Origin of the sequence: Streptomyces sp. NPDC048604, assembly GCF_043199435.1 — a bacterium.
Taxonomy (GTDB): domain Bacteria; phylum Actinomycetota; class Actinomycetes; order Streptomycetales; family Streptomycetaceae; genus Streptomyces.
In genome coordinates, this window is sequence record NZ_JBICVX010000004.1 from 38,953 (window position 1) to 45,354 (window position 6,402).

At 68.2% G+C, this 6,402-nt stretch carries 4 protein-coding genes; 3 read left to right on the forward strand and 1 reads right to left on the reverse strand.

What is annotated here, in order from left to right; translation table 11 throughout:
* Positions 1-35 precede the first annotated feature (35 nt).
* Positions 36-2,747 carry a transglycosylase domain-containing protein gene (locus ACGFMM_RS09505; RefSeq protein ID WP_393644801.1) on the reverse strand — a complete coding sequence of 904 codons (2,712 nt, stop codon included), beginning with the start codon at positions 2,745-2,747 and terminating at the stop codon, positions 36-38.
* Between the two features lie 371 nt (positions 2,748-3,118).
* Between ACGFMM_RS09505 and ACGFMM_RS09510 the strand changes: the two genes are divergently transcribed.
* The 3 genes from ACGFMM_RS09510 to ACGFMM_RS09520 all read left to right on the forward strand — a co-directional run bounded on the left by ACGFMM_RS09510 (position 3,119) and on the right by ACGFMM_RS09520 (position 6,299).
* On the forward strand, positions 3,119-3,811 hold the full coding sequence (locus tag ACGFMM_RS09510) for a helix-turn-helix transcriptional regulator (protein ID WP_393644803.1): 693 nt from the start codon (positions 3,119-3,121) through the stop codon (positions 3,809-3,811).
* Between the two features lie 48 nt (positions 3,812-3,859).
* Complete coding sequence (locus ACGFMM_RS09515) at positions 3,860-4,942, forward strand: inositol-3-phosphate synthase (protein ID WP_393644805.1); 1,083 nt, start codon at positions 3,860-3,862, stop codon at positions 4,940-4,942.
* A 106-nt stretch (positions 4,943-5,048) separates the two neighbouring features.
* A complete protein-coding gene (locus ACGFMM_RS09520; protein ID WP_393644807.1) occupies positions 5,049-6,299 on the forward strand; it encodes an MFS transporter in 1,251 nt (416 codons plus the stop codon).
* Positions 6,300-6,402 lie beyond the last annotated feature (103 nt).

Genomic DNA, 6,402 nt, shown 5'->3' on the forward strand with positions numbered 1-6,402 from the left:
GCCCTCACCGGAGCTGCTCATGGCGGTTGCGGCCGCTAGCCGTCCGTTCCGCCGAAGAAGCCGCCTCCGCCGGGCTTCCCGTTGCCGTTGCCGCTGCTGTCCGACGTTTGGGTGGGCGTTCCGCTGGGGAGCCCGGTGCTGCCGTCGGTGGTGCCTCCGTCGGTGGTGCCTCCGTCCGTCGCACCGCCGTCCGTCGCTCCGCCGTCCTGGCCACCGGTGGTGTTGCAGTCCCAGTCCCACACGTCACAGCTCTTGCCCGGCTTGGGCCGGTTGGACGGACGCTGCGTGGGCCCGTTGGACGGCATGCCGGACGGGGTGCCCGAGGGGGAGTTCGTCGGCGTGGGCGTCGGGCTGGGGGCGCCGCCGCCGAAGACGGCCTCGGCGTCCGGCAGCTCCTCCGGCTCCGGGAACTTCTTGACCGGCTGACCCTTGAGCGCCTCGACCATGTAGTCGTGCCAGATCCGCGACGGGAACGAGGAACCGTGGATCGTCTGCTGGCCACCCGTGTTGTACATCTTGAGGAACTCGCGCTTGGTGTTCTTCTCGTTGTCGTCGAGGCGGTACATGTCGATCGCCGTCGACAGCTGCGGGGTGTAGCCCACGAACCAGGCCGACTTGTTGTCGTCGGTGGTACCGGTCTTGCCGGCGATGTCACGACCCGGGATGGCGGCCTTGCGGCCGGTGCCCTCGGGGTCCTCGACGACGGACGTGAGGACGTCCGTGACATTGCTGGCCACGGCGGTGGTGAAGGCCTGCTTCGCCTTGTCCTCGTGCTTGTAGACGACGTGCCCTTCCTTCTTCGCCTCCTTGACGGAGAACGGCTCGCGCTGCTTGCCGTTGGTCGCGAAGGTGGCGTAGGAGCCGGCCATGCGGATGGCGCTCGGGTGGGAGATGCCCAGGGAGAACGACGGGACATCGCCCTTCACCAGCGAGTTCTCCTTGAGCCCGGCGTCAATCGCCGCCTGGCGCACCTTGTCGATGCCGACGTCCATGCCCAGCTGCACGAACGGCGAGTTGGCGGACTTGACCATGGCGCGGCGCAGGTTGACGGAACCCAGGCTCTCGTCGCCCTCGTTGGCCTGCTTCCACTCCTTGCCGGTCTCGTCGTGCCAGATCGTGCCGTCGTAGTTCTTGATCACGAGGTTGTGCTTGGCGTTGTACCGGCTCTTGTCCGGGTCGACCTTCGTGCGGATCGAGGGGTCCTTCGGGTCCCGGACGCCGTCCCGCATCGCCGCCGCCAGAACGTAGGGCTTGAAGGTCGATCCGACCTGGGCGCCCGTCTCGTTGGCGTTGTTGGTGAAGTGCTGCGTCGCGTCCTTTCCGCCGTAAGTCGCGACGATGGCACCGGTCGCGGTATCGATCGAGGCGCCGCCGAACTGCACGTGGGTGTCGTACTCGGGGCGCTTCTTCTCGTCGATGTACTCCTCGTAGATCTTGAAGACGGACTTCCGAAGCGCCTCGACCTTCTTCTCTTCGAAGGTCGTGTAGATCTCGTAGCCGCCCCGGGAGAGCTGCTCCTCGGTGATCTCGGTGTTGGAGAGGAGGTACGCCTTGGCGAGGCCCACCAGGTAACCCTTCTGACCGCCGAGCGCCGTGGCGTTCTGCGGCGGCAGCGGCATCGGGAACTGCTGGAACTTGGCCTGGTCAGCGGCGGTCAGGCTCCCGTCGTTGACCATCTCGCCGAGGATCCACTTCCAGCGCTTCATCGCACGGTCGGTGTTGTTCTCGCGACTCGCCTCGGGATCGATGTCGGGATAGCCCGCCGGGTCGTAGTAGGTGGCGCCCTTCAGCACCGCGGCCAGGAAGGCGCACTGGCTCGGGTTCAGCTTGTTCGCGTCGACTCGGTAGTACGCGCGCGCCGCGGCCTGGAGGCCGTAGGCGCCGCGGCCGTAGTACGCCGTGTTGAGGTAGCCCGCCATGATCTTGGGCTTGTCGTACGTGTTGCCGACCTTCATCGAGATGAAGAGCTCCTTGACCTTGCGGGTCAGGGTCTGCGACTGGTCGGCGAGCCGGTTGTTCTTCACGTACTGCTGGGTGATCGTCGAACCACCCTGGGTCTGTCCGCCCTTGGCCATGTTGAACACGGCGCGGCCGATGCCCATCGGGTCGATGCCGGAGTCCGTCCAGAACGTCTTGTTCTCGGCCGAGACCACCGCGTCCTGCATCGCCTTCGGAATGGCGTCGTAGGCGAGGATCTGGCGGTTCACCTCACCGCCGGTGGCCGCCATCTGGGTCTTGTCCGCCCAGTAGTAGACATTGTTCTGCGCCTTCGCGCCGTCGTCCTCGTTCGGGACGACCACGTTCGCGTACGCGATCATCGACCCGCCCATGAGCAGGCCGAGGAACGTCAGCGTGAGGCCGGAGACCAGCTTCCAGGAGGGCACCCAGCGGCGCCAGCCGTACTTCCCGTAGCGCGGGTAGTCGATCATGCGCTTGCGGCCCGGCGGACGGCCGCCGCCGCGGCCCCGGCCGCCTTCGTGACCGCCGCCTCCGCCGCCTCGTCGGCCGCCGCCGCCGTGACCGCCGGCATCGCCGCCGGCCGCGCGCCTCCCCCCGCGCTGCTGGGCTCGGCGGGCCTCGGCCCGTCCGCCGTAGGGGCGCTCCTCGCCGTAGGGCGAGGAAGGGGTGCCCGTGCTGACGTCACGCGCCTGGGGCCTTCTGCCCATGGGCTGCTGGGCCGCGCGCCGGGCCGCTGCCCGTCCGCCGGTGGGCGGCTGCGGCTGCGATTTGCGACGGTGCTCGCTCATCGAACGACTACTCCTCGGGCAGGCGCGTTGGCCTGGAAGCGGCAATTGGTTCCGGTCCCCCCGAAATGAATACGGACAGCCCCCCGGAGAGGCTCATCCGCATCACTGCAGCCGGTACATCGAGAGCACTGACGTGCATTCGTGCCTCGTGGTTCCCGGTGGACTGCATGCCGCACAGACTACGCACGGTCAAAACCTGCCTAGGGCTGAAGTTCACCCCAAATCAGGCAAGTCGCTTGCGACGAATTGACGATGTGATGCCGGTCACGTGGGTCCCACTTGTCGCAGCCGTAGGGCCGTTCTATCGTCAGGATGTATCGAGCCGATACATCAGTACGGCATATGAGTCCCGGCGGCAGAGGAGGCGATGCATGAGCAGACGCTCCGGAATCCTGGAGTTCGCCGTCCTCGGCCTGCTCCGTGAGGCCCCGATGCACGGTTACGAGCTGCGGAAGCGGCTCAACACCTCGCTGGGGATCTTCCGCGCGTTCAGCTACGGCACCCTCTATCCCTGCCTCAAGACGCTGGTCGCCAACGGCTGGTTGATCGAAGAACCCGGCAGCGCCCCCGAGGACGCGCTGGCGACGACGCTCTCCGGGCGCCGGGCGAAGATCGTGTACCGGCTGACGGCGGAAGGTAAGGAGCACTTCGAGGAGCTCCTCTCCCACACCGGCCCGGACAGCTGGGAGGACGAGCACTTCGCCGCCCGCTTCGCCTTCTTCGGCCAGACCGAGCGCGAAGTGCGGATGCGCGTCCTCGAAGGCCGGCGCAGCCGGCTGGAGGAGCGCCTGGAAAAGATGCGGGCCTCCCTCGCCAGGACGCGCGAACGCCTCGACGACTACACACTTGAGCTCCAGCGCCACGGCATGGAGTCCGTGGAGCGCGAAGTGCGCTGGCTGAACGAGCTCATCGAGAGCGAGCGAGCGGGACGGGACCGGCGATCCGGCCCCGAGACCCCCGAGGACCCGGCTCGACAGGACGACAGGACTTCTGGAAACACGGGCGGCCTGCCCCGGCACGGGGGCAGTACCCGGCCGGATCCGTCCGACGACACCACCAAGTGAGGGACTGCCTCCGGCAGGCCCTCCGAGATCACACAGGGAGCAACCGGAATGGGTTCGGTTCGCGTAGCCATCGTCGGCGTGGGCAACTGCGCCGCCTCGCTGGTACAGGGCGTCGAGTACTACAAGGACGCCGACCCGGCGACCAAGGTGCCGGGTCTGATGCACGTCCAGTTCGGCGACTACCACGTGCGTGACGTCGAGTTCGTGGCCGCCTTCGACGTGGACGCCAAGAAGGTCGGCCTCGACCTCGCGGACGCCATCGGCGCCAGCGAGAACAACACCATCAAGATCTGCGACGTTCCACAGACCGGCGTGACGGTCCAGCGCGGCCACACGCTCGACGGCCTGGGCAAGTACTACCGCCAGACCATCGAGGAGTCCGCCGAGCAGCCGGTGGACGTCGTCCAGATCCTGAAGGACAAGCAGGTCGACGTCCTCGTCTGCTACCTGCCCGTGGGCTCCGAGGACGCTGCGAAGTTCTACGCGCAGTGCGCCATCGACGCCAAGGTCGGCTTCGTCAACGCCCTCCCGGTCTTCATCGCCGGCACCAAGGAGTGGGCGGACAAGTTCACCGAGGCGGGCGTCCCGATCGTCGGCGACGACATCAAGTCCCAGGTCGGCGCCACCATCACGCACCGCGTCATGGCGAAGCTCTTCGAGGACCGCGGTGTCCGCCTGGAGCGCACCATGCAGCTGAACGTCGGCGGCAACATGGACTTCAAGAACATGCTCGAGCGCGAGCGCCTGGAGTCCAAGAAGATCTCGAAGACGCAGGCCGTCACCTCGCAGATCCCGGACCGCGACCTGGGCGACAAGAACGTCCACATCGGCCCCTCGGACTACGTGGCCTGGCTGGACGACCGCAAGTGGGCGTACGTACGCCTCGAGGGCCGTGCGTTCGGCGACGTCCCGCTGAACCTGGAGTACAAGCTCGAGGTCTGGGACTCCCCGAACTCGGCCGGTGTCATCATCGACGCCCTGCGCGCCGCGAAGATCGCCAAGGATCGCGGCATCGGCGGCCCGATCCTCTCGGCCTCCTCGTACTTCATGAAGTCCCCGCCGGTGCAGTACTTCGACGACGAGGCCTTCGAGAACGTCGAGAAGTTCATCAAGGGCGAGGTCGAGCGCTGAGCACTCCCCAGGAGCGCTGAGTCGTGATCGACGGCAGAGGGTCCCCGCGGCAAACGCCCGGGGACCCTCTGCCGTTTGCGCATCACGGTATGTGAGTCTTGCTGCCATGCCCGTCGTACGTGATCTGCGCGTACTCCTGCGCCTGACGAACTTCCGCCGCCTGCTCGCCGTCCGGCTGCTGTCGCAATGCGCCGACGGCGTCTATCAGGTCGCCCTCGCCACGTACGTCGTCTTCTCCCCGGAGAAGGAGACCTCGCCCGCGGCCATCGCCTCGGCGATGGCGGTGCTGCTACTGCCGTACTCGCTCGTCGGCCCGTTCGCCGGAGTGCTCCTGGACCGCTGGCAGCGCCGGCAGGTCTTCCTCTACGGCAACCTGCTCCGCGCCCTGCTCGCCTCCTGTACGGCCTTCCTCATCCTCGCCTCCGTCCCGGACTGGCTCTTCTACGCCTCCGCGCTCTCGGTCACCGCCGTGAACCGCTTCGTCCTCGCCGGGCTCTCGGCCGCGCTGCCCCGGGTGGTGGACGACGAGCGGCTGGTCCTCGCCAACTCGCTGTCGCCGACCGCCGGCACCTTGGCCGCCACCGCCGGCGGCGGCCTCGCCTTCGGCGTACGGCTGATCGCCGCCGACTCCGACGCGGCGGTGGTGGCCCTGGGCGCGCTGCTCTATCTCTGCTCGGCGCTCGCCGCCCTGCGGATGCCCCGGACCCTGCTCGGACCCGACCCGGGACTGGTGCAGCCCCGGCTCGCGGCCGCGGTCGCCTCGACCGCGCGAGGCCTACTGGAGGGGCTGCGCCATCTGGCCGAGCGCCGTCCGGCGGCGCGTGCGCTGGCCGCGATGACGGTGATGCGCTTCTGCTACGGCGCTCTCACGGTGGCCGTACTGATGCTCTGCCGGTACTCCTGGGGCGATACGGAGCAGGATGGGCTGGCGCTCCTGGGGCTGGCCGTCGCGATCTCGGGCGCGGGGTTCTTCGCCGCGGCAGTGATCTCCCCGTGGACCGTGGGGCGGCTCGGTCCGTTCGGCTGGATGACCGTGTGCGCCGCATCGGCGGCGGTCCTGGAGCCCGCGCTGGGCCTGACCTTCGCGCCCGTGCCCTTCATGATCGCCGCGTTCGTCCTGGGGCTCGCCACCCAGGGCACGAAGATCGCGACGGACACCGTCGTGCAGACCTCGGTGGACGACGCCTACCGGGGCCGGCTCTTCGCGCTCTACGACGTCCTGTTCAACGTCGCCTTCGTCGCCGCGGCCGGGGTGGCGGCTCTGATGCTCCCGGCGGACGGCCGGTCGGTACCGCTGGTCGTGATGGTCGCCGTCCTGTACGCCGGTGTGGCTCTGTCCCTGCGCCGGGCAACATGAGGGGCGATGTTTCACGTGAAACATCGCCCCGCACTCGCCTCGCCGCGTCGATGTTTATGAGGTAACAAAGATGCAGCGCGCCACAAAGGGGGGGCGCGCCCCC

Excerpts from the sequence above, each read along its gene's own strand:
- ACGFMM_RS09510 (WP_393644803.1), top strand. The coding sequence starts at position 3,119 with ATGAGCAGACGCTCCGGAATCCTGGAGTTCGCCGTCCTCGGCCTGCTC.
- ACGFMM_RS09515 (WP_393644805.1), top strand. The coding sequence starts at position 3,860 with ATGGGTTCGGTTCGCGTAGCCATCGTCGGCGTGGGCAACTGCGCCGCC.
- ACGFMM_RS09505 (WP_393644801.1), bottom strand. The coding sequence starts at position 2,747 with ATGAGCGAGCACCGTCGCAAATCGCAGCCGCAGCCGCCCACCGGCGGA.
- ACGFMM_RS09520 (WP_393644807.1), top strand. The coding sequence starts at position 5,049 with ATGCCCGTCGTACGTGATCTGCGCGTACTCCTGCGCCTGACGAACTTC.